The 21,373-nt window shown below is 58.0% G+C and carries 23 protein-coding genes; 11 read left to right on the forward strand and 12 right to left on the reverse strand.

Translation table 11 applies throughout. The features are described 5' to 3' along the window. Position 1 precedes the first annotated feature (1 nt). From ACA066_RS24660 to ACA066_RS24675, 4 genes are all read left to right on the forward strand, one after another. Positions 2 to 874 (forward strand): prepilin peptidase, encoded by an 873-nt coding sequence (locus tag ACA066_RS24660; RefSeq protein ID WP_497696988.1) that lies wholly within the window; start codon positions 2 to 4, stop codon positions 872 to 874. Further along, complete coding sequence (gene coaE, locus ACA066_RS24665) at positions 871 to 1,494, forward strand: dephospho-CoA kinase (RefSeq protein ID WP_497696989.1); 624 nt, start codon at positions 871 to 873, stop codon at positions 1,492 to 1,494. The genes ACA066_RS24660 and coaE overlap by 4 nt, the downstream gene beginning before the upstream one ends. Continuing rightward, a complete protein-coding gene (gene yacG / locus ACA066_RS24670; RefSeq protein WP_060543361.1) occupies positions 1,491 to 1,691 on the forward strand; it encodes a DNA gyrase inhibitor YacG in 201 nt (66 codons plus the stop codon). The genes coaE and yacG overlap by 4 nt, the downstream gene beginning before the upstream one ends. A 232-nt stretch (positions 1,692 to 1,923) precedes the next feature. Continuing rightward, positions 1,924 to 2,478, forward strand: coding sequence for a magnesium transporter (locus ACA066_RS24675; protein WP_497696990.1), 555 nt, complete (start codon positions 1,924 to 1,926; stop codon positions 2,476 to 2,478). Between the two features lie 51 nt (positions 2,479 to 2,529). Here the strand turns inward: ACA066_RS24675 and ACA066_RS24680 are convergent, their stop codons facing one another. Genes ACA066_RS24680 through ACA066_RS24700 form a run of 5 tightly spaced genes read right to left on the reverse strand, consistent with a single transcriptional unit; the run spans position 2,530 to position 7,567 of the window. Beyond that, positions 2,530 to 2,847 (reverse strand): cytochrome C oxidase subunit IV family protein, encoded by a 318-nt coding sequence (locus ACA066_RS24680; protein WP_497699956.1) that lies wholly within the window; start codon positions 2,845 to 2,847, stop codon positions 2,530 to 2,532. A 13-nt stretch (positions 2,848 to 2,860) separates the two neighbouring features. Next, a complete protein-coding gene (locus tag ACA066_RS24685) occupies positions 2,861 to 3,574 on the reverse strand; it encodes a heme-copper oxidase subunit III family protein (protein ID WP_497696991.1) in 714 nt (237 codons plus the stop codon). A gap of 6 nt (positions 3,575 to 3,580) precedes the next feature. Continuing rightward, a complete protein-coding gene (locus ACA066_RS24690) occupies positions 3,581 to 4,273 on the reverse strand; it encodes a cytochrome c oxidase subunit 3 (RefSeq protein WP_497696992.1) in 693 nt (230 codons plus the stop codon). After that, on the reverse strand, positions 4,270 to 6,045 hold the full coding sequence (gene ctaD, locus ACA066_RS24695) for a cytochrome c oxidase subunit I (RefSeq protein WP_497696993.1): 1,776 nt from the start codon (positions 6,043 to 6,045) through the stop codon (positions 4,270 to 4,272). The genes ACA066_RS24690 and ctaD overlap by 4 nt, the downstream gene beginning before the upstream one ends. 49 nt (positions 6,046 to 6,094) lie before the next feature. Further along, entirely contained in the window at positions 6,095 to 7,567 is a 1,473-nt protein-coding gene (locus tag ACA066_RS24700) for a cytochrome c oxidase subunit II (RefSeq protein ID WP_497696994.1), read from the reverse strand. Positions 7,568 to 7,877: 310 nt separating this feature from the next. Between ACA066_RS24700 and ACA066_RS24705 the strand changes: the two genes are divergently transcribed. Further along, positions 7,878 to 8,213, forward strand: coding sequence for a hypothetical protein (locus tag ACA066_RS24705; RefSeq protein ID WP_497696995.1), 336 nt, complete (start codon positions 7,878 to 7,880; stop codon positions 8,211 to 8,213). A gap of 55 nt (positions 8,214 to 8,268) precedes the next feature. On the opposite strand, the gene ACA066_RS24710 is transcribed toward ACA066_RS24705, so the two are convergent. Continuing rightward, the gene (locus ACA066_RS24710) at positions 8,269 to 8,958 is read right to left on the reverse strand and encodes an energy-coupling factor ABC transporter permease (protein ID WP_497696996.1); all 690 of its coding nucleotides are present in this window, start codon (positions 8,956 to 8,958) and stop codon (positions 8,269 to 8,271) included. A gap of 870 nt (positions 8,959 to 9,828) precedes the next feature. On the opposite strand from ACA066_RS24710, the gene ACA066_RS24715 reads away from it, so the two are divergent. Then, entirely contained in the window at positions 9,829 to 10,071 is a 243-nt protein-coding gene (locus ACA066_RS24715) for a DUF2790 domain-containing protein (RefSeq protein ID WP_497696997.1), read from the forward strand. A gap of 18 nt (positions 10,072 to 10,089) precedes the next feature. Here ACA066_RS24715 and ACA066_RS24720 read toward each other — a convergent pair whose 3' ends face one another. The 4 genes from ACA066_RS24720 to ACA066_RS24735 are packed head-to-tail and all read right to left on the reverse strand — an operon-like array spanning position 10,090 to position 14,589. Next, positions 10,090 to 10,737, reverse strand: a complete 648-nt coding sequence (locus tag ACA066_RS24720) for a methyl-accepting chemotaxis protein (protein ID WP_214378803.1) — start codon at positions 10,735 to 10,737, stop codon at positions 10,090 to 10,092. After that, positions 10,734 to 12,002, reverse strand: a complete 1,269-nt coding sequence (locus ACA066_RS24725; protein ID WP_497696998.1) for an OprD family porin — start codon at positions 12,000 to 12,002, stop codon at positions 10,734 to 10,736. The genes ACA066_RS24720 and ACA066_RS24725 overlap by 4 nt, the downstream gene beginning before the upstream one ends. A gap of 17 nt (positions 12,003 to 12,019) precedes the next feature. Further along, positions 12,020 to 13,225 (reverse strand): benzoate/H(+) symporter BenE family transporter, encoded by a 1,206-nt coding sequence (locus ACA066_RS24730; protein WP_497696999.1) that lies wholly within the window; start codon positions 13,223 to 13,225, stop codon positions 12,020 to 12,022. Next, entirely contained in the window at positions 13,222 to 14,589 is a 1,368-nt protein-coding gene (locus ACA066_RS24735; protein ID WP_497697000.1) for an aromatic acid/H+ symport family MFS transporter, read from the reverse strand. Before ACA066_RS24735 ends, ACA066_RS24730 begins: the two co-directional genes overlap by 4 nt. A 231-nt stretch (positions 14,590 to 14,820) precedes the next feature. On the opposite strand from ACA066_RS24735, the gene ACA066_RS24740 reads away from it, so the two are divergent. From ACA066_RS24740 to ACA066_RS24760, 5 genes are all read left to right on the forward strand, one after another. Continuing rightward, positions 14,821 to 15,447 carry a DUF1780 domain-containing protein gene (locus ACA066_RS24740; RefSeq protein ID WP_214378809.1) on the forward strand — a complete coding sequence of 209 codons (627 nt, stop codon included), beginning with the start codon at positions 14,821 to 14,823 and terminating at the stop codon, positions 15,445 to 15,447. Beyond that, complete coding sequence (locus tag ACA066_RS24745) at positions 15,444 to 15,971, forward strand: MOSC domain-containing protein (protein ID WP_497697001.1); 528 nt, start codon at positions 15,444 to 15,446, stop codon at positions 15,969 to 15,971. Before ACA066_RS24740 ends, ACA066_RS24745 begins: the two co-directional genes overlap by 4 nt. Before the next feature lie 54 nt (positions 15,972 to 16,025). Then, positions 16,026 to 16,199: a DUF3094 domain-containing protein gene (locus tag ACA066_RS24750; RefSeq protein ID WP_032830895.1), complete on the forward strand. Its 174-nt coding sequence runs from the start codon at positions 16,026 to 16,028 to the stop codon at positions 16,197 to 16,199. Positions 16,200 to 16,259: 60 nt separating this feature from the next. After that, complete coding sequence (locus ACA066_RS24755) at positions 16,260 to 17,558, forward strand: NAD(P)/FAD-dependent oxidoreductase (protein WP_017340832.1); 1,299 nt, start codon at positions 16,260 to 16,262, stop codon at positions 17,556 to 17,558. A 320-nt stretch (positions 17,559 to 17,878) separates the two neighbouring features. Beyond that, positions 17,879 to 18,277 carry an HvfA family oxazolone/thioamide-modified RiPP metallophore gene (locus tag ACA066_RS24760; protein ID WP_497697002.1) on the forward strand — a complete coding sequence of 133 codons (399 nt, stop codon included), beginning with the start codon at positions 17,879 to 17,881 and terminating at the stop codon, positions 18,275 to 18,277. An 81-nt stretch (positions 18,278 to 18,358) separates the two neighbouring features. On the opposite strand, the gene ACA066_RS24765 is transcribed toward ACA066_RS24760, so the two are convergent. Both ACA066_RS24765 and ACA066_RS24770 read right to left on the reverse strand, forming a co-directional pair. Beyond that, positions 18,359 to 20,356, reverse strand: coding sequence for a polysaccharide biosynthesis protein (locus tag ACA066_RS24765; RefSeq protein WP_497697003.1), 1,998 nt, complete (start codon positions 20,354 to 20,356; stop codon positions 18,359 to 18,361). Between the two features lie 51 nt (positions 20,357 to 20,407). Then, positions 20,408 to 21,370 (reverse strand): UDP-glucose 4-epimerase family protein, encoded by a 963-nt coding sequence (locus ACA066_RS24770; RefSeq protein ID WP_497697004.1) that lies wholly within the window; start codon positions 21,368 to 21,370, stop codon positions 20,408 to 20,410. Positions 21,371 to 21,373: the final 3 nt, after the last annotated feature.

A 21,373-nucleotide genomic window follows, 5' to 3' on the forward strand; every position in this document is an offset into this window, starting at 1 on the left:
CATGCCCTTGAACGAAATCCTGACCGTGTACCCGCTGGCGTTTGTCGTCATCGCATTGGTGGTCGGCTTGCTGGTCGGCAGCTTCCTCAACGTGGTGATCTGGCGCCTGCCGAAAATGCTTGCGCGCGAATGGCGATTGCAGGCCTACGACATTCTGGGCCTGCCCGGCGAAACACCGCAGCCGACCTACAACCTGATGCTGCCCCACTCCCAATGCCCGCACTGTGGGCACCGGATCCGCGCCTGGGAAAACATTCCGGTGCTCAGTTATGTGTTTTTACGTGGGCGCTGCTCAAGCTGCGCAACCCCCATCAGCAAACGCTATCCATTGACCGAACTGGCGTGCGGCCTGCTGTCAGCGTTCATCGCCTGGCATTTCGGTTTCGGTTGGCAGGCCGTGATGGTGCTGGTGTTGAGCTGGGGTTTGTTGGCCATGAGCCTGATCGACGCCGAGCATCAACTGTTGCCGGATGTACTGGTGCTGCCGCTGCTATGGCTGGGACTGATCGTCAATAGCTTCGAGTTGTTCGTGCCGTTGACTGAGGCACTGTGGGGCACAATTGCTGGCTACATGGCGCTGTGGTCGGTGTTCTGGCTGTTCAAGCTGATCACCGGCAAGGACGGCATCGGCCACGGCGATTTCAAGCTGTTGGCCATGCTGGGCGCCTGGGGTGGCTGGCAGATTTTGCCGCTGACCCTTCTGTTGTCGTCTCTGGTCGGTGCCGTTATCGGCGTTATTTTGCTGAGCCTGCGCAACGCGAAAACCTCGACGCCGATCCCCTTCGGTCCCTATCTGGCGATTGCCGGCTGGATTGCGTTGCTCTGGGGTGGTCAAATAACCGGCTTCTATTGGCAGTTTGTCGGTTTGAAATGAATACCCCTGTGGAAAAACCCTGGATTCTCGGCCTGACCGGTGGCATCGGCAGCGGCAAAAGCGCGGCCGCCCAGCACTTCATCGACCTGGGCGTGCACGTGGTCGATGCCGATCATGCAGCGCGTTGGGTGGTGGAGCCGGGCCGCCCGGCACTGGCGCAGATCGCCGAACATTTCGGCCCCGGCGTGTTGCAAGCCGATGGTCAACTGGATCGTGCGGCGTTGCGCAAACTGATCTTCGAAGTGCCTGAGCAACGCCTCTGGCTCGAGGCGCTTTTGCATCCGCTGATCGCCAGGGAAATCGCCGATCACTTGGGCAAGGCACAATCGACTTACGCGATTCTGGTTTCGCCGTTGCTGATCGAGTCCGGGCAGTACGCCATGACCCAGCGTGTGCTGGTGATCGATGCGCCCGAACGACTACAGATCGAACGCACCCTGCAGCGTGACCAGACCAGCGAACAACAGGTCCAGGCGATCCTCAAGGCGCAATCCAGCCGCCAGGATCGCGTGAGCCATGCCGACGATGTGGTGGTCAACGACCGCGACCTCGCCTGGCTGCACAGCGAGGTCGAACGCCTGCATCACTTTTACCTAACATTGCGTGGAGGCCAGTCATGAGCCAGATCCCAACCGTCGAATGCCCGACCTGCGGCGCCCCTGTCGAATGGAGCCCCGAGAGCAAATTCCGGCCGTTCTGCTCCGACCGTTGCAAACTGATCGACCTGGGTGCGTGGGCATCGGAAGAACACAAGATTCCAGTGGCCCCCGATGCCGAGGACGAGTTGTTCAGCGGCGATTTCGACCCGCGTCACTGATCCCGATCGCCAAGGGCGTGACTTGTGCCAGAAATCGACAAAATGAGTCAGGCCCTGACGCTGCTTTTTGGATCTTGACACTTCAAAACCTGCATGCTAGCGAGTGCTATACTTCTTTCGGGTTGCATGAAGAGTGCAACGTTCCCCACGGGTACCAATACCGACGGTAAATCTCGGTTAACGGCTGCTGGACAGAGGAGGTCTGCAGCAAACGCGAGATGGGAGGTGTGGCATGAATCGACACTATTACATCAGTGACAATCTCGACGATCTTGAATCCGTTGAAAATGAACTGGAAGCCAACGGCATCAATTCCGAACAAATTCATGTGCTCAGTGAACAAGTTGCTGATGTTGAGGAGCATCACCTTCACGAGGTCAACTCGCTGATGAAACAAGATGTCGTTCACTCTGGCGAGATTGGTGCAGTGATCGGTGTGCCACTCGCGGCGCTAATCCTTGCCGGCGCCTATTGGCTGGGTTGGACCGAATCCGCCGCAGGCTGGGTGCCGTTTATCTTCCTTGCCGTAGTTGTATTGGGTTTCTGCATCTGGGAAGGCGGCTTTTTTGGTATCCAGGTGCCGAACGCTCACTTCCGCAATTTCAAACAGATGGTAGATATGGGCAAACATGTCTTCTTCGTGGACGTTGAGCCGAACCAGGAATCGGTATTGGAACGGGTAATCGAACATCATCCAAGACTGACGACCGCCGGCACGGGAACGGCAGCTCCTCATTGGACAGTAGCCTGGCTGCACAGATGGCATCAGTTCAAGCGAACGATATAAGCCATTTATTGCGGGGTAGCTCCTGGAAGGTTAAGAATCTCCAGGAGTTTTCTATTGGCCGAAGAAAATGACCCGGCTGAGGAAAACATAGTCTGCCTCGGTGGCCATCAGTCCGATGAGCACCAGTAAACACAAGGGAGGCATCAATATGGCGTAGACCAAAGCCAACCGCTCCCAGGCCATATGCATGAAGATGGAGACAATCAAACCTGCCTTCAGCAACATGAAAGTGATAATCAGGGTCCACCGAAGGTAGCCCTGGAAGTGGAAATAGTCGACCAGATACGACAGCGTGCTGAGGACGAATAACAGCCCCCAGATTTTAAGGTACAAACTGATTGGATGTTGCTGACCCTGAGCATGCGCCATCATCAGTGCTCCTCTACCATAAATAGAAGAAAGCAAAAATAAACACCCACACCAAATCCACGAAGTGCCAGTAAAGCCCGGCTATCTCGACGTTTTGATAGTTTCCGGAGCGCTCATAATCTCCCCGCAATACTTTCATCGCCACAATGCTGAGGTAGATGGCGCCGATTGACACATGCAGTCCGTGGAAACCGGTAATCATGAAAAAACTGGCACCAAATTGCGCCGCCCCCATAGGGTTCCCCCAAGGACGTACCCCTTCAGCGATGAGCTTGCTCCATTCAAAAGCCTGCATGCCGACGAAGGCCACACCCAAGGCAGCGGTCGCCAGCATCAGGGCTGTTGTTTTCGCGCGATCACGGCGATAGGCGTAATTGACTGCCATGGCCATCGTGCCGCTGCTGCTGATCAGCACAAAGGTCATGATGGCGATCAGAATCAGCGGGATTTCTTTACCGCCGATCGTCAATGCGAATACTTCACTGGGGTTCGGCCAAGCGGTGGTGATGGTCATGCGTACCGACATGTAGCCGGTTAAAAAACAGGTGAATATAAAAGTATCGCTGAGCAGGAAGATCCACATCATCGCCTTGCCCCAGGAGACCTGCTTGAAGACCTCTCTATCCGAGGACCAGTCGCTGGCGATGCCTTGCCATCCTGGTACAGGCGGCGAGACTGTTGGATTGGATGAGCCGGACTCGCTGGGGGCTTGTGGATGCGATGCCATGGCTTTTCACCTCAGGCCGCAGAATCTGGCGATGGCTTCATAGGTTTGCGGCGTGCTGGCCAGCAGCGCGAACAGCACAAACCAAAGACCCAGCAAGTAATGCCAATAGATGGCACAGAGCTCTACGCTGGCGCTGAGTTGCGGCAACGGCACGCGATGCAGGAATTTAGCGACGATTATGCTCCAGGCTATCAGCCCGCCCAGCAGGTGGAGCCCATGCATGCCGGTCAACAGGTAGAAGAAACTGTTGGCCGGATTGCTGGCGACAAAGTAGCCCCAGGCGACAAACTGCTGCCAGACCCAGAGTTGGCCCACCAGAAAGGCAATGGCAAATACGCCCCCCAATTCAAAGCCAATGACCGTTGCGCCCAGTCGAGCCCGTCGGGCGGCCATGCGCGACCACTGCAGTGCGATGCAACTGAACACAAGAAAAGCCGAATTCAGCCAGAGTTGCCATGGATTGGCCAACGGCGCCAAGGGCTCTGTCAGGGGTAGCCAGTCGGCCATTTGTGACCGGGCGATAAAGGCGATCACGAAGAGAAAGAATAACGAGCTCACCACCGCCAGAAACAAGCGCAGGCCTGTTTTTGCGATTTGGTTTCTATTGGCACCCTCGGCGGACTGAATACCTTCAGGATCGCGATTCCAACTGCCACCGGGGTCAGCGCCGTCGGCGTTTCTCAATAAGAGTCTGTTCATGTTTTAACGTCCGCGATCCTGGTTCCGGCACTAAGTTGCCGCATCTGTTCCAGTTCCTCGGCGGAGACCGTTTGCGGAACGAAATCCTGTTCTATCCCCGGCACACTGTAGTCATAGGCCCAGCGATGCACGACCGGCAGTTTCTCTCCCCAGTTACCGTGTATCGGCGGGGTGTTCGGCGTTTGCCATTCCAGACTGGCCGCGCCCCAAGGGTTACTGCCTGCGGGCTTGCCTTTAAATACACTCCAGGCCAGGTTGAACAGGAACAGCAGTTGGGAAACGCCGACGATCAATGCGATCACCGTAATGAAGGCATTCAAATCTTGCGCCGACTGCGGAATGAACGCGTAGTTTTCATAGGCGTAGTAGCGGCGTGGCATGCCCTGAAAACCCAAATAGTGCATGGGAAAGAAGATGGCGTAGGTGCCCAGAAAAGTAATCCAGAAATGCAGCTTGCCCAGGGTGTCGTTCGTCATGCGGCCGGTGACTTTCGGGAACCAGTGATAAATGCCGCCGAACACCACCAGTACCGGCGCGACACCCATGACCATATGAAAATGGGCTACGACGAAATAGGTGTCCGAGAGCGGGATATCCACAATCACATTGCCGAGAAACAACCCGGTCAGACCGCCCACCAGGAAGGTGACGATAAAGGCCAGGGCAAACAGCATCGGCACGGTCAGATGGATGTCGCCCCGCCACAGGGTCAGGACCCAGTTGTAGACTTTCAGTGCGGTCGGCACCGCGATGATCAAGGTGGTGACGGCGAAGAAAAAGCCAAAGTAAGGGTTCATTCCACTGACATACATATGGTGCGCCCAGACCACAAAGCTGAGTACGCCAATCGCAATAATGGCCCACACCATCATTCGGTAGCCGAAGATATTTTTACGCGCATGCGTGCTGATCAGGTCGGAGACCAGACCAAACGCCGGAAGAGCAACGATGTAGACCTCTGGATGGCCGAAGAACCAGAACAGATGCTGGAACAATATCGGGCTGCCACCTTGGTGATCGAGCTGCTGCCCCAGCGAGATCATCGCCGGCATAAAGAAACTGGTGCCCAACAGTTTGTCGAACAGCATCATGACCGCGCTGACAAACAACGCCGGGAAAGCCAGCAAGGCCATGATCGAGGCAATGAAGATTCCCCATACGGAGAGCGGCATGCGAAACAATGTCATGCCCTGTGTACGTGCCTGCAACACCGTGGTTACGTAGTTCAACCCGCCCATGGTGGTGGCGACAATGAAAATCGCCAGAGAGACGAGCATCAATACGATGCCCCACTCGGTCCCCGGTGTCCCCTGAGTAATGGACTGGGGCGGATAGAGCGTCCAGCCCGAACCGGTGGGCCCCCCAGGGACAAAAAAACCGGCGAGCAACACCAGTACCGCTAGCAGGTAGAACCAGTAACTCAGCATGTTGACATAGGGGAAAACCATGTCACGGGCACCCACCATCAGCGGGATCAGATAGTTACCGAAGCCACCCAAAAACAAGGCCGTCAGTAAGTAAATGACCATGATCATGCCGTGCATGGTCATCGCCTGATAGTAAGCACTGGCGTCCATGAACGCCAAACTGCCGGGGAAGCCAATCTGCATGCGCATCAAGCCGGACAACACCACGGCGATAACGCCCACGAACAGAGCCGTCAAGGAATATTGAATGGCAATGACCTTGTGGTCCTGACTCCAGATGTATTTGGTCAGGAAACTTTTTGGTTCGTGCAGTGCTTCTGTTTCGGCTTGCTCCGCATAGGCCATCACGTCATCCTCCTGTCGAAGTTTCAGTGCATTCCTGGCTGCTTTACGGCTACTTTCCTGTCTCCGCCTTGCTCGATTCAGCATCGGCATTCGCTTTGGATTTGATAAAAGCGATCAGCGCGTCCAATTCCTTATCGCTCGGCGTCAAGGTCGGCATGAGGGCTGCATAGCCCTTGACGATTTTGGCACCGGGATCAAGAACCGATTCCTTTAAATAGCCCTCATCGGCCTTTATGCTCGTACCGTCGGCAAGGGTGACTGGACTGCCATACAGTCCCTGCCAGGTGGGGCCGACGCCCTTGTTGCCATCGACACTGTGGCAGGCCAGACAGCCGAGCGACTGGGCCACCTGTTGTCCCTGCGCCACCAGGTCCTCACCTGGACCCGACGCTCCGCTTGCAGGAATTTCATTGTCTTGCGGTGCACCACTCAGTGATTTGATCAAGGCGACGAGTGCACCCAGTTCATCGTCATTGAGAGTATAGGCCACCATGACCGGCGGGTAGCCCTGTACCAGGCGGGCCTGTGGATCGCGGATCGACTCTTTCAGGTAGGCCTCATCGACCTGCACGCTGGTGCCATCGGCAAGCTGTTCAGTGCGGCCGAACAGCCCCTTCCATCCCGGGCCGAGACTGGCCCTGCCATCCTGGCTATGGCAGGCACCGCAGCCGTATTTTTCGGCCAACTGGCGGCCTTTTTCCACGACGCTGCCTGAACTGGGTCTGGCAGCTGTCGTTAATGTCTGTGCAAAGGTCGGTTGGCTGTTGAGCCATTGATCGAAGGCGCCCTGCTCTTCCACGATCATCTGGCCGCGCATGTTGTAATGACCCAAGCCACAATACTCAGCGCAAAGGATTTCATATTTCCCGGTTTTAGTCGGTGTAAACCAGAAGTACGACACCATCCCTGGCACCATATCCATCTTGCTGCGAATTTGCGGGATATAGAAATTGTGCAATACATCTTTAGATCGCAGTAAAACTTTTACCGGCCGATCCAGCGGAAGTCTGATTTCATTATTGTTTACAAGCACGTCGTCCTGCCCGGCAGGATCCTTGGGATCCACACCGAAGGGGTTGGCGGAATCAACCAACTTGATTTCCGACTTGCCCAGCTTCCCGTCTTTGCCGGGGAAACGAAATGCCCACTGCCACTGCTGGGCGACCACTTCAAGTTCATAAGCGTCTTTCGGCACCCGGATGAAATCACTGTAAACAACCAGACCGGGCGCCAACATTGCGGCAATACCTATCGAGGTAACGACAATTAACCAAAACTCCAACTTTTTACTTTCTGGCTGGTAGTGCGCCCTGGCCCCCTCCTTGTGACGATAACGCATCACGGCGACTGCCATAAATACCGTGATGGCGATGAAAAATATGCCGCTAATGATCAGGGTGATGAACAGCGTGGTGTCTATTGACCCCCAGTTGGAAGCTGCCGGTGTTGCATGCCAAGGCGCAAGTATATGGAAGAGCACTGATGCAATAACGATTAGAATCAAGATAATTGCTATTGCCATTTTCTCTTCATCCTATTCCTGTTGCTCATTGGTCATGCGCAAGCATCGCCACGGACGTCCAGGCAGGGCAGACAAGTACCACCCGTGGTGGCAAGTCAGTAAAAAGTATAGTGCCATCGGGTTGGGCCGTGAGGTTGGCAAGCGAGACCCGGTTGCCAGCTATACTCAATCTCAGATTACGCATGGCAGAGATCGGCCAGAAGCGGCCCCAAAAGAACGAACCCTGCCTTTGCGTACCAGTCAGATAAGTGACGGCATTGAGAAGAGACAAGAGCTACAGAATCCAGCAGTCCACGACGGAGGTTTCGTTATGAGTGCCCTGACGATCGAAGGCTGGTGCAAAACCAGCCCCGACCAAAAATCCACCCCAATAGGTGAAATCCATTTTTACGTCGATGGCCCCCTTCATCTGCGCCTGGAGCAGGCTGAAGAACAGCTACAGAAGTCCCATGAGCGTGAAGCCATGGTTGATGTCGACATGAGCACCTTGGATTTGATCCTGCCAGAGGGCTACGAGCCCTTGTCCGACTGCCAAATGCGCGTCTATTTGCACCACGAGCGCGGTCAGTACCATTTGGTCGGGCACCGAGCGAGCGATGGTAGTTTGATCTATAGCAACGCGGTTTTGATTGATCAGCAGATTTAGGGAAACTCTGAAAAACGGAGAATGGGATCGTCAGATCTTACGGATTTGAAAGGGATCAGGATTTGGGATCGTCGTCCTTCCAGGGCGCCGACAGATAGCGCGTGCGGTTGAAGGTCTCCAGCCATTCGGGGCAGAACACCACCAGCGCACTGACTATCATGCCGTTGATGAACGCCTCTGGAAAAATGATCAACCACAAATAACCAACAAAATCCTCCAGCCAATAGGGCATGGCAAAACGCTCGTCGAACCACAACACCCACAGCGCCAGCAACAGGCACAGCAACGCCGACAGTGCCGCCGCAAAGAAACCGGAAACGAAGATATAGACAAAGGGATTACGCGGCTGCGCTCGCTCTACCAGGATCGCGCAGCACTCGGTGATCAGCACCGGCAACAGAATCAACAGCGCGCCATTCACCCCCATTGCGACCAGGTCCTGACGGCCGAGTAGCATCAGACCGGTTTGCGCCACCAGGCCACCGACGATCGCCAGCGGCCAGTCCAGCAGCAGGGTCACTGCGGTCATGCCGAGGAAGTGATAGGACACGCCGGTGTCGAAATCCCGTCGTACCAGCCACAGCATGAAGAGCGCGAATACTGTGCCGAATAACAGGTGCTGGCGGCGGCTGTCGCTGAACAGTTCGACCCACGGGGCTCGTGCGATGGCCCAGATCAGTGCCGGGACGTAGATCAGCCAGCCGACGGTGAGGGTTTCGGGGGACAGTAGCTCGGCGCCGATCATGGCTGGGTGGGCTCCGTTTTTTTTGCCGGGAGAGGATAGGATTTCAGTCTACACCGGGCTTTGAATGTGCTTCGTCTTTGCTTCGCAGGGGACGATTGGGGGCATATCCATTTCTGCGGTAACGGCGGCTTAAGGTTCCGCCCTTACGGCGGGTTACTTGGAAGAGCGCCAAGTAACCAAGCGCCTGCGCCCCTGACGTACGGCCTTCCGACGGGGCAGATCAAGATCAAAAGCCAGATCAAAAGCCAAAGCGAGGCGGCCTGATAGCCGACCTATTGTCCGTCGAGATCATCGGCGGTGAACACCCATGTCATGCCCGCCAAAAATCCCCTGTGGGAGCTAGCCTGCTAGCGATGGACGTCCAGACACCGCGTTCATTCAGACCGGACGCGTTATCGTTAACGTACATCGCTAGCAGGCTAGCTCCCACAGGGGGAATGCATACATCCGAAGAGCCAGGCCGGCCGGTAGGCCGCCTCGCGGTGCTGTGGCGGTAGTCGCCCCCTCGAGGGGCTTCGTTCCGGTTCTGCGCAGTGGGCAACCCGGCATGGATGCCGGGTTAGCCGCCCCCCGGCCATGGATGGCCGATGGCGGCGGGCCCACGGAGCAGGACCGGAACGAGGGCATGGCGAGCCTTAGCGAGGCACCGAACGAAAGGGGCAAAAGCGCTTGGTTACTTGGCGCTCTTCCAAGTAACCCGCCGTAAGGGCGGAACCAATAGTCGCCGTTGCCACAGAAACGGATATACACCCAATCAACCAGAGCGATTGTTACATTTCCTGCAAAGCTGAATCAGCCCCCGGCCCCTTTATCGATCCCAGCCAAGGACTAAACTTCAAAGCATCAGAACCAACCCCGGAACCGACAAAAATGAAAACCCTGACCACCCTGCTTCTGAGCCTCATAGCCACCTCCGCCATGGCCGCCACCAACGAGCCAGCCGCCACTCCATACAACCCGGCGCAACCGCTGGACATCGCCAAGGTGGTTTCAGTGTCAGACACCGCAACCGCCTGCGACGTCGTGCCGGCAACCATGGTCTACATCGATCATCAAGGCCAGACCCATAGCGTGACCTACCCAGTCATGGGCAACTGCACGAGCAGCCTGTAGTACCGGGCAACCCACGACTCACACGATCAGCCGTTTCGCCTGCAACGCCAAATCATGCAAGCCGGCCAAACGCGCCATGATCCGTTCGACCACCTCGACCCTGGCCACCGCACCGCTTTGCAATTCACCCATAGAGTGCAAAGCCACTCCAGCCTTTTCCAGACCCAGACGGGTTGACCCGGATAACTGCTGAAGCCCTTGGCGCGCCTGCTCCGCGGACTGTTCCAGCCCAGTGGCGATTTGCCGGATCTGCGCACTGGAGTCCGCCGCCTGACGCGAGAGATTGCGCACCTCATCGGCGACCACCGCAAACCCTCGGCCATGGCTGCCCGCCCTCGCTGCCTCAATCGCCGCGTTCAGCGCCAACAGGTTGGTCTGACGGGCAATGTCCTGGATGCTGCCGACAATCGCGCCGATGCGCATCGACTGACTGCCGAGCTCATCGAACACCTGATCCAGACGCTGCATGTAGAGGTTCAGATCCTCCAGCACACCGGCCGAAGACTGCATGCTCTGCGCACTCGCCTTGACCCGTTCCCCGGCCGTACGCGCCAGTTGATTGGCAAAACGCATGTCCTCCTCGGTTTGCAGCACCGACTCGGTCAATTGCTCCAGCTTGACCTGCAAGCCGATTTTGTAAGTGGGTTGTTCTTTTTCAGGGGTCATAGCAGCGTCCAGGTGTAACTGAGGATCAGTCGGTTTTCGTCGATATCACTGCGGTAGTTCGAGCGCGCCATCACATTACGCACACGAAGCCCGAGGCCCTTGAGGCTACCGCTCTGCAGCACATAGCCAAGATCAAGATCACGCTCGCGATCCTTCCCTTCGAACCCCTGCCCGGTGTCGACGTTGTTGCCAGAGATGTAGCGCACGGTGCTGGTCAGCCCCGGTACCCCCAACGCGGCGAAGTCGTAGTCGTAACGCGCCTGCCAGGAGCGCTCATCGGTGTAAGCAAACTCGTAGGTCGGCACCTCGTTGCCCAGCGGCGTGATGTTGGCAAAGACCCGCGGGAAAGCACTGTCACCGAACATCCCCTGATAACCGACATAAAACGTGTGGCCACCACGCTTGGCCGACAGCAGCGAGAAGAACGCCTGGTTATCGATATTGCCCAGCAGCTTCTTGCCGTCTTCGCGCGAATCGTAATAGCCAAGGTTGGCACCCAGGATCCAGTCGCCTGTCGGCTGGCTGTGCTTGAAGCCGAGAAAGCGCTGGTTGTAGATATCTTCCAGTTGCCCGAACCAGGCACTGACCGAGCTGCGTTTATCGTTGAAGGCATAATCGGCGCCGGCGAAATTGAAGCCATCGCTGCTGACCTGACGCTGCGGAACATGACCGAGCATGGCCTGCATCTTTTCGTCGCCGGCCTCGTTGCGCAGGCTGGTGGTACTCAAGTGGCCACCTTGCAGGGTCAGACCATTGATCTCATTGGAACTGATGCTTGCGCCCTGATAACTGGGCGGCAGCAGCCGGATATCGCTGAAAGCCAGCACCGGCAGATTGGGTTGCAACTCACCCACTTTCAGCTCGGTTTTGGAGTAACGCACCTTCAACGCCGCTTCGAGACGGCTGTAATCATTCGCCGCGCGCCCGTCATCCTTGACCGGCAGCAAACCGGTGTTGACCCGGTCCGGACTGCTGTCGAGTTTGAGGCCGAGCAAGCCGATCACGTCCACGCCAAAACCGACAGGGCCTTGGGTATAACCGGATTTGACGTTTAGGATGAAGCCCTGCGCCCACTCTTCGGCCTTCGACTGTTTGTTCGCCCCGACGATGTCGGAAAAGTCCCGGCTGAAGTAGTAATTGCGTGCTTGCAAGGTGGCCGTGGTGTCTTCGATAAAGCCGCCCTCGGCTGCCATTGCACCCGCGGAGAAACTCGAGACGACCGCCATGGACAACACTGAACCGGTTGCTGGAAAAATCTGTTTCATCGTTTTATCTCTTATTTTTATTGATCGACAGGTTGAAGAGCTTCAGCCGCCGCGCTTTCGCGACGGGCGTTTAACAACACATGGGTGACCATGCCGAAAATCAGCCCCCAAAAAGCCGCGGACAAACCCAACAGCGACATGCCTGACGCGGTGGTGAGAAAGGTCACCAACGCCGCTTCGCGATCACTCGGCACCGCCATGGCGCCGGCCAACGCCCCGGCAATCGCAGCGAACAGCGCCAGCCCGGCGAGCGCCGCGATCAGTTCTTTGGGGAACGCCGAAAACAGCGATACCAGGGTGGCGCCGAAGATCCCCAGCACCAGGTAACAGAGCCCGCCGACAACCCCGGCCACGTAGCGCCTGCCGGGATCTTCATGGGCCTCGCGGCCGGTACAAATGGCCGCGGTGATCGCGGCTAGATTCAGTCCGTGGCACCCGAACGGGGCCAACAACGCCGTGCCCAACGCGCTGCTGGAGATGATCGGCCCGGCCGGCGTGGCGTAACCGCTGGCGCGCAGCACGGCCATGCCGGGCACGAACTGGCCGGTCAGCGCCACCATCACCAGCGGCAACGCAATGTTCAGGGAGGCGCTCAGGCTGAACTCGGGCGTGATCCACACCGGCGTGGCCAAGCCGATCACCAACGCTTCGCTGTGCAAATCGCCGGCGAGAAAGGCAATCGAGCAGCCCACCAGCAGCACCATCAACACCGCATAACGCGGTATCAGCCGTTTGCAGATCAGGTACGTGGCAAACATCGCCAGCACCAGCAACGGCTTGCCCTGCAACGAGACGAACAACCCGGTGCCGAAACTGAACAGAATCCCCGCCAGCATCGCGGCCGCAATCGCCGCCGGAAGTTTGCCGATGATCCGGTCAAACGCCCCCGACACACCAACCAGGAAAATGATCAGGCTGCTGACCAGATACGCACCCACGGCCTCCGGCATGGAAATGCCCGGCAACAGCGCCACCAGCAACGCCGAACCCGGCGCCGACCACGCGATGATCACCGGCACGCGGTAACGCAGGCTCAAACTGATGCCGAGCACCGCGCTGCCAATTGAAATCGCCCAGACCCACGATGAAAGCACTTCCCGCGACAGCTGCGCGGTCTCGGCGGCCTGGAAAATAATCACCAACGGGCCTGCGTAGGAAATCACCGTGGCAATGAATCCGGCGACCGCCGCCGACAGGGAAAAGTCCCGAACCACCGCCCTCATGAAGCTTCGCCGACAGACCCGCCCGCCGTACCGTGGCGCAAGTCCGCCAACGCCTGTCGGGTGCTGCGTTGGCTGCTGATGGCGAACACAGTCATGGCAATCGCGGCTACCGCACCAGGCAAGGCGAACGCCATGAAGTTGAGTTGCAGGGGCAGGCTGATCCCGAGCAAGGCACCACCCAGCAGGGGACCGACAATCGCGCCGTTGCGCCCGATGCCCGAGGCCCAGCCCAAACCGGTAGAGCGAATGGTCATGGAGTAGAACTGCGCGGCGCAGGCGTACAGCAGAATCTGCGAGCCGATGGTGGTGGCGCCGGCAATAGCGATCAGCAGGTACAACACTTGCATCGGGCTGTTGTAACCCAACAAAGTGATCGACACCGCCGCCAGGGCGAAGAACACCGCCAACACCCGCGGCAGGTTCAGCTTGTCACCCAGAACGCCGCCGCCAACCGCGCCGAAAATGGCGCCGAAGTTGAGCACCAACAGGAACGACAGGCTCGAACCCAGGCTGTAACCAGCGTTGGCCATCAGCTTCGGCAGCCACGAACTCAAGGCGTAGACCATCAGCAGGCAGCAGAAAAACGCCAGCCACAGCATCAGCGTGCGCAGTGCCCGACCTTCGCGAAACAGTTGCAGCACGGGCGTGCCGGTGCCCTTCACTTCGCTCATGTGCAGCTGATCGCTGGTTTGCGCGATGTACGCCGGATCGACCCGCTGGAGAATCGTGCGCGCTTCTTCATTGCGTCCCTGACGCAGCATGAAACCCACCGACTCGGGCAGGAAGTACATGATCAGCGGCAACAACACCAACGGCAGCACCGCGACGTAAAACACCGACTGCCAGCCGAAGCTCGGGATCAGCACGATGCCCATCCCCGCCGAGAGCATGCCGCCCACGGAGTAACCGCTGAACATGATCGCCACCAGCGTGCTGCGGATTTTCTTCGGCGCGTACTCGTTCATCAGCGCAACGACATTAGGCATCACCCCGCCGATGCCAAGCCCGGCGATGAACCGGCAGATTCCAAACTCGGTGGGATTACGGGCGAAACCGTTGAGGACGGTAAAGCCGCTGAAGAGCATCACGCAGATCGTGATGGCTTTCTTGCGGCCGATCCTGTCCGAGAGCGGGCCGAAGAACAGCGCGCCGAACATCATTCCGAACAGCGCGTAACTTCCCAGTGCGCCGGCCTGCAAGGGACTGAGCCCCCACTCTTTCATCAGCATCGGTAGCACGACCCCGTAGATCACCAGGTCGTAACCGTCGAAGATGATGATCAGGGCACACCAGAACAGCACCATCCAGTGAAAGCGGTTGAATCGTGCGTTATCGATAACCTCATGTACGTCAATCTTGCGCATGGCATTTATCTCTTGTTGTTTTTATAAAAGTCTCGGTAAAGCGGCTAACGTCCCGTAAAGCCGAGGGTAAAGTTGCCAGGCGCGGGGAAATATCCGCTTTGCGCAGATCGCTATCCGTTTTGTGCAAGGCCCTGAAACGGGCGCAGGATGAGGAAATGTCGTGGCAGGCTTTTGCTCTTCTCCGACAAACTGTCTTCTTTGCGATCGCATTTGAACGCTAAGCTTGGGCCTATGGATGACTCAGATTATTTACGCCTGCTGACCATTGCGGCCGAGCAGGCCAACGCGTTCCTCTCCAATGCCCGCAAATGGGAGCGTGAGCGTTGGGTGTGCCAGCGCCTGCTGCAAGGCCTGAACATTCCTTACCGCGTCGACGAATTCGCCCCCGCCGGAGAGCCGCCGGACGTGCTGTTTCGCGATGCGAATTTCGAAGTGTTTTTCGTGCTCGACGAGGGCCGACGCCTCAATGATGAGTGGCGCGATGAGCTGCAGCGGCGACGCAGTGCGTTTTCCCTGAGTTCGCTGGTGCGCCGTGAGGCCAAGCCCAGACGCATTCCGGCCAATGAATTCCTGCTGAGACTGGCGCCGACCTTGCGAAAAAAAGCACACAACTACAAAGAACGCGGCATGGACCTGGGCGAGCTGGACATCATCGCCTTCGCCAGCCTCAAGCGCGAAGTGCTCGACCTCAACAGCCATTTCCCACCGCCCACCGAATACTTGCGTCAGGGCTGGCGCTCGTTGTCGCTGGTCGGTCCGACATTCGCTCGCGTGCTGTTCGCCCATCCGGATGCACCGGACTTTCTGCGCAGCAACCTGGGGCGCAGCATCCTCTTCGATGTCGGGATCAGCTTGTGAGCCCATTGCAGGAACTGATCGCTGAAGTCCCGCAAATTGGCCGTGTTCGCTGGATTGGCGTGCGCCCCGAACCTCACGTGCCGATGATCGAACTGGAGGCCGTAGAGGCGCGACTTGAGGCCGGGTTGACCGGTGATCGCGCTCGCCCTGGCGTACGCAACGCGCGGCAGGTCACGCTGATTCAGTGGGAACATCTGTCGGTGATCAGTTCGTTGATGGGCCGGCCAGACGATAATCCTGTGTTGCCTAATGAGTTGCGACGCAACCTCGTTATCAGCGGTATCAACCTGTTCAGCCTCAAGGGCCGTCGCTTCAGGATCGGCCAGGCGATTTTCGAAACCACCGGTTGGTGCCAGCCCTGCGCACGCCTGCAAAACAACCTTGGCCCTGGAACCTTTCAGGCCGTTCGCGGACATGGCGGAATCACCGCACGAGTGTTACAAAGTGGAATCATTCGGCTGGACGATACAGTCAGCGTCGAGCCGATTCCGGCCAGCGGCTATGCTCCGTTCAACGTGGGGTAAAAACCCCTGTAGCTTCTACACATTCAGCAACGTCTACCCCTGACGAGGCCCGATATGACCAGCCGCCTGAACCCCGACGACCAGAAGCATGTCGAAGAGTACCTGCACCTGTCCCAGCACCGAGTCGAGCGCCGGCCTTTCCGGCCGTGGATGCTCCTGGTGGTGGTGTTGGCAGTGACCATTGGCCTGGGCCTGTTGAGCCGACTTATCAGTTACCTGACGCTATGAGCTGCTTCGCGCTCGCTCGGGTAATTGCACCGATTTCTTTTAGCCTTGCGAGATATCCCCATGACTCATCGTATTGTCATCGTTGGCGGCGGCGCCGGCGGTCTGGAGTTGGCTACCCGTCTGGGTAAGACTCTGGGCAAGCGCGGCACGGCCAGTGTGATGCTGGTCGACGCGAACCTGACCCACATCTGGAAACCGCTGTTGCACGAAGTGGCGGCCGGGTCGCTGAACTCTTCCGAAGACGAACTCAACTATGTTGCCCAGGCGAAATGGAACCACTTCGAGTTTCAGCTGGGTCGCATGAGCGGGCTTGATCGCGCGCAGAAGAAAATCCAGCTGGCGGCCACTTACGATGAAGCCGGCCTGGAATTGGTGCCGGCGCGTGAAGTGCCTTACGACTCGCTGGTGATCGCCGTCGGCAGCACCACCAACGACTTCGGCACCCAGGGCGCGGCGCAGCATTGCCTGTTCCTCGACACCCGTAAACAGGCCGAGCGTTTCCACCAGCAACTGCTCAACCATTATTTGCGCGCTCACGCCGGGCAAACGGATGTGGTGCAGCAGATCAGCGTAGCGATCGTCGGCGCCGGCGCCACGGGCGTCGAACTGGCCGCCGAACTGCACAACGCTGCGCATGAACTGGCGGCTTATGGTCTGGACCGGATCAAACCGGAGAACATGCACATCACCCTGATCGAGGCCGGCCCACGGGTACTGCCAGCGTTGCCGGAACGGATTGGCGGCCCTGTGCATAAAACCCTGGAGAAACTCGGGGTCAACGTTATGACCAATGCGGCCGTCAGTGAAGTGACCGCCGATAGCTTGATCACCGCCGACGGCAAAGTGATCAACGCCAGCCTCAAGGTCTGGGCCGCCGGCATTCGTGCGCCGGGTTTCCTCAAGGACATCGACGGTCTGGAAACCAATCGCATCAACCAGCTGCAAGTGCTGCCGACCCTGCAAACCACCCGCGATGAAAACATTTTTGCCTTCGGTGACTGCGCCGCTTGCCCGCAGCCGGGCACCGATCGCAATGTGCCGCCGCGCGCCCAGGCTGCGCATCAGCAGGCATCGTTGCTGGCCAAGTCGTTGAAGCTGCGGATCGAAGGCAAGCCGTTGCCTGTGTACAAGTACACCGACTACGGCTCGCTGATTTCGCTGTCGCGTTTTTCGGCTGTGGGTAACTTGATGGGCAACCTGACCGGTAGCGTGATGCTCGAGGGCTGGCTGGCGCGGATGTTTTATGTGTCGCTGTACCGCATGCACCAGATGGCGCTGTATGGCGCGTTTCGTACGGCGATGTTGATGTTGGGCAGCAAGATCGGGCGCGGGACTGAGCCGCGCCTGAAGCTGCATTAACACCCATCCACTGTGGGAGCGAGCCTGCTCGCGATAGCGGTCTGACATTCAGCACATTTGTTGAATGTGAATCCCTCATCGCGAGCAGGCTCGCTCCCACATTTTTTAATCATCAATCTGGAGATCTGTGTCTCACTGTATCTCCCCTCGCGATTTCGCCCCTTCGCTTACAAACTCCCCCCTTGCGCGACACAGTAGCGATACACCCCACCCGCTAAATGGCCACATCCGAGCAAGGCGCCCCGCCGGCTACGGTTATCGCCGCACTTACGTGGCGTCCTTTATCGAACGGTTGTGTCGTGCAACCCAGGAGATTTGAAATGTCCCGTACCACCAAAAACACTATCGGTTTGCTCGGTGCTGTCCTTGCTGGCGGCATGATGTTGACCGGCTCCGCTTTCGCTTCGCAGCATTTGACCCAGGGCTACCTGCTGGCCTCGGCCGAACAGGTGGTGAAAACCCCTGAAGGCAAATGTGGCGAAGGCAAGTGTGGCGATGCGTCGATGGCAAAAACCGACACCGATGGTGACGGCAAGGTGTCCCGCGCTGAATTCCAGAAAGTTGCGCCGAAGTCCAACTTCGACAAGATCGACACCAACCACGACGGCTTCATCGACGAGCAAGAGGCTTACGACAACGTGAAAGCCAACTTCGAAGCCAACGGCAAAAAAATGCCAAAAGGCCTGTTCGAGCATCTGAAAGACCAGGACGGCGCCTAAGCCCAGAAAAAAGCCGCGCTTCTCGATCGAGAAGCGCGGCTTTTTTTCGTCTGGCGGATTTACACCCAGCCTCCGTATCCGTCAAACGTCGTCGGAACAACCCGACTTCTGACGGCGCTCGTGTATCAGGTCGACAATGTGGCATTCGGGTTCGTAGCCGTTGACCGTATCGCGCAACAGCGTGCGAACTTGCACATAGTCATCCTCTGCAACGGCCTTCAACAGCGCTGAAATCGCCTGTTTGAAGTCTTCCCACGGAAGATGCTCTTCGTCGGCGCGCATGATCATCGCGTGTTCGGTCGGGGACACGTTGTCACCGATCAGCAACTCCTCATAGAGCTTTTCGCCTCGGCGCAGACCAGTAAACTCGATCGCAATGTCCCCGTTCGGTCGCTCTTCGCTACGCAGGGAAAGGCCGGACAGGTGGACCATCTTTTCCGCCAGGTCGGCGATCTTCACTGGTTGCCCCATGTCGAGCACGAACACGTCGCCACCCTGACCCATCGAGCCCGCCTGGATCACCAGTTGAGCGGCCTCGGGAATGGTCATGAAATAGCGGGTCATGTTCGGATGGGTCACCGTAATCGGCCCGCCATTCTTGATTTGCTCGCGAAACAGCGGGATCACCGAACCGGACGAGCCCAGCACATTGCCGAAACGCACCATGGTAAACCGGGTCGCGTTGGCGCAAGACGTCGTGAAGTGCTCGCCCAGCAGCAGCGGATTGGACTCACGGCTCAATGCCTGCAGTGTCATCTCGGCCAGTCGCTTGGTGCATCCCATGACATTGGTCGGTCGCACCGCCTTGTCGGTGGAGATCAGCACGAAATGCTCGACCCCCGCCTGCACGGCCGCCTGCGCGGTCTGCAAGGTTCCGAGGACATTATTCAGCACGCCTTCGGCAACGTTATGCTCGACGATCGGTACATGCTTATAGGCAGCGGCGTGATAGACCGTCTTCACGTTCCAGGTGCGCATCACATCCAGCAGACGCTGGCTGTTGCGAATCGAACCGAGGATCGGCACCAGCTCCAGGCTCAGCCCCTCGCTTTGGATCAATCTCTCCAACTCGCTATGAATGCTGTAGAGATTGAACTCACTGTGTTCGAACAGAATCAGCGCCGTCGGTTTGCTGGTGAGGATTTGCCGGCACAGCTCGGAACCAATGGAACCGCCCGCCCCCGTCACCATGACCACCTGCCCACGGATACAGCGTTCGAAAAGAGCCTGCTGCGCCGCAACCGAGTCTCGCCCGAGCAGGTCGATAATATCGACTTCCTGCAGATCGCTGACACTGACCCGGCCATTGGCCAGATCCATAAACCCCGGAATCGTCCGCACATGCACTGGATAAGGCTCAAGCGCTGCGAGGATCTCGCGCCGTCTGGCGCGCGACGCCGACGGAATGGCCAGCAAGACTTCGGTTGCGCCGGTGTCTTCGATCAGCCCTTCGATATCCGCAGACGGGTAGACCTTGAGCCCGGCGATCACCCGACTGGCAATGCCCGCGTCATCATCGATAAAAGCGACCGGACGCATCGCCTTTTCCATGCGCAGTGCTGCCACCAACTGATTGCCTGCCGCCCCGCCACCATAGATGGCGACCTTGGTGGCGTCATCGTCCTGGCGCAGGAAAGGAACATGCTGTCCGGCGAGAAACCAGTCGCCTAGAAAATACTGGCGCATGAACAAGCGCAGGCCACCGACCATCAACAAACTCAGCCACCAGTAATTGACGATCAGCGAGCGTGGTACCAGTACGTCAGGGCGGTACAAATAGACGTAGACCGTCAACAGCAGCGCCGACAAGGTCACGGCCTTGAAGATACTGAGCAAGGCATCATTGCCGAAATAACGCATCACCGCGCGATACAGGCCGAGGTTGATAAAGATGGGGATTGCAATGACCGGCGCAGCCGCGAACAGCCACGCATAATCCCCGAAAGGATTCACTGGTTGTTCAATACCCAGACGCACGACAAATGCCAGCCAGAGCGCCACCCAGACCAGCACAATATCAATCAGCAACTGCAAGACGCGCTTATAGCTACGCGGCAGATTCAATAAACGCTCACGCATTACACGATTTCCCTTCGCTCGACTTACTGCCTGCAATCCACCCTCTCCCTGTCACACTCGCGGCTCCAGAAAGTCTTTCGCGGTCTTTGCCAACGCCCCATCCACGCTGACTGCCGGGGTCCACTCGAGCAACGCTTTGGTTTTCTTGATATCGACCTGCAACGACCCGCAGAGTCGCTGGGACAGTGCCTTTTTCCCCAGCAGTTGCGCAGTGCCGCTCAACAGCCACATCGGCAATGGCAGCAAACGCGCTGGCCGGCCCAAAGCCCGGGCCATACGTCGCAGCAGATCGCTGGTGGACAGGTCCTCGTCGTCACTCACCAGGAAAACCTGGTTGGCAGCGGCGCGATGATGGATGCAGGTCACGATCAGGTCGACCAGATTGTCCAGGGCCACCAGGCTGCGCTTGTTGTTAATGGCTCCCAGCGGCAATGGCACGCCTTTATTGAGCCAACCCATCATGCTGCGAAAGTTGGCCTTCACCCCAGGGCCATAGACCAGCACCGGACGAATGATCACCACTTCCATCCCGGTTTTCGCCGCCAGTGTCTGCAAGGCCTGCTCGGCCTCCAGCTTGGAGACGCCATAAGGGTCCAGCGGAGCAGGCTGATCATCGGCCGTATAAGGACGACCGGGCGGCGTGCCCTCACCGTTGACCTTGATCGAACTCAGGTAGATGAAACGCCGGACACCGGACTGGGCTGCTTGCTCCGCCAGACGTAACGTCCCCTGCACATTGGCCCGGCGAAAGGCGGCCAGCGGATCAGCTTCGCTTTCGTTCATGACATGCACGCGGGCAGCACAATGGATAACGACGTCGACGCTCTCAAGCGGCACCTGCCAGTCGGTGTCCGGCTCAAGTCCGGATACCTGACAGACTTCCAGGCGAGGCGAGGACTGCGGCGGTAACTGTCGATAGACAGCACGCACTGCAAAATGAGGATCAGTCAGCAGACGAGCCTGAACCGCAGACCCGACAAAGCCGCTGGCCCCCGTCAAAAGGACTCGCATCATAGT

The organism is Pseudomonas sp. LBUM1651 (genome assembly GCF_059716135.1).